This is a genomic window from Streptomyces sp. NPDC006314, assembly GCF_040613075.1.
Taxonomy (GTDB): Bacteria; Actinomycetota; Actinomycetes; order Streptomycetales; family Streptomycetaceae; genus Streptomyces.
The window spans coordinates 1-1,814 of record NZ_JBEXRL010000073.1; the positions used below are offsets into that span (position 1 = coordinate 1).

At 71.8% G+C, this 1,814-nt stretch carries 1 protein-coding gene; it reads left to right on the forward strand.

All coding sequences use genetic code 11. From position 1 onward, the window contains the following. The coding region (locus ABZ079_RS36820; RefSeq protein ID WP_356943796.1) for a phosphopantetheine-binding protein at positions 1-1,814 on the forward strand (1,814 nt) is incomplete at both ends.

A 1,814-nucleotide genomic window follows, 5' to 3' on the forward strand; every position in this document is an offset into this window, starting at 1 on the left:
AGGCGGTGGTGGGTTCCTGCCCGGGTGTGGGGCAGGCGGTGGTGTGTGTCCGGCAGGACCAGCCCGACGACCGCCAACTCGTCGCCTATGTGACCCCGGCGCACATGGCGTCCCCCGAGCCGGGCGCCGACGGGGTGGAGCAGGTCGGTGACTGGAAATCCGTCTTCGAGTCGTCGTACGAATCGGCGCGCGCGGAGGATTTCGGCGCGGGATTCGTCGGCTGGCACAACAGCTACGACGGTGGCCTCATCCCCGACAGCGAAATGGCCGAATGGCTCGAGGACACCGCGGACCTCATCGCCGAGCTGAAGCCGAAGCGCATCCTGGAAATCGGCGTCGGCAACGGCATGGTCCTTTCCCGGCTGCTTCCGCACTGCGAGGAGTACTGGGGCACCGACATCTCCGAGACGGCGATCGAGCGGCTCGGCCGGAGCATCGAGGGGACCGAGCACGCCGAGCGCGTCACCCTCCTCGCCCAGCCCGCGCACGTCACGGACGGTCTTCCGGCCGGCCACTTCGACGTCGCCGTCCTCAACTCCGTCGTTCAGTACTTCCCCTCGGCCGAGTACCTCTCCGACGTCCTCGCCCGTGCCGTCGACCTGACCCGTGACAACGGCCGCGTCGTCATCGGCGACGTACGCGACCTGCGCCTCCTTGAGCAGTTCCAGACCGAACGCACACTGCGTGCCCTCCGCGAGCCCACCGCGCCCGAAAGTGTGCGACAGGACGTGCGCGCAGCCGTGGCCGAGGAGGAGGAACTCCTCCTGGACCCCGAGTACTTCGAGAACTTCGCCGACGAGCACCTGGCGCTCGTGGGCGCCGACATCCGGGTCAAGCCGCGCGCCGCGTCCAACGAGCTGACGCGCTACCGGTACGACGTCGTGCTGCACCGGCGGGGGCGGAACATCGTCGACGCCTCCGATGCCGCGCTGGTCTCCTGGTCCGGCGACGGTTCCACGGCACTGGAGGAACTGACCGCCGCCCTGGCGGGCCCGGAGGACGGCCGGCCTGTCTGCCTGCGGGTGACCGGAGTGCCGCACTCCCGGCTCACGGTTCCGCTCGCCCTCGCCGATGCCCTGGCCCAGGCGACGGACGCGGCGGAACTGAAGGCGGCCATCGATGCCGCCGTCGTGCTCCCCGAGCCGCCCGTCGTCCCGACGGCCCTCACTGCCCTGGCCCGGCGCTGCGGCTACCGCACCGTCCTCACCTGGGCCGACGGCGACGGCGGCCCCAGCTCCGCACTGGACGTGCTGCTCGTCCGCGCCGAGGCCACGCAGGGCGCCGCCCTCGTCGGAACCTGGCGGCCGACGTGGCGTGCGGGGGACAAGTCCGCCCTTGCCAACGTCCCGGCCCATGGCCGGGCCCGGCTGAGCGCCGCCCAGGTGCGTGAGTTCGTGGCGGGGGTGCTGCCGGAGTACTGCGTGCCGTCGGCGGTGGTGGTGCTGGAGTCGTTGCCGTTGACGGCGAACGGGAAGGTGGACCGGCGGGCTCTGCCGGCGCCGGAGGCGGTGGCCGGTGCGGGGCGTGCTCCGCGGACGGTGCGGGAGGAGATCCTGTGCGGTCTGTTCGCCGAGATCCTCGGTGTGGAACGGGTCGGTGTCGACGACAGCTTCTTCGACCTCGGCGGCCACTCCCTCCTCGGAGCGCGTCTCATGAGTCGCGTGCGCTCCGTGCTGGACGTGGATGTGTCGGTCGGTGTGCTGCTGGAGGCGCGTACGGTCGCCAGGCTGGCGGAGCGGCTGGAGGGTGCGCGGGCGGTGCGGTCGCGGGTGCGGTCGGGTGAGCGGCCGCAGGTGTTGCCGCTTTCGTTCCCG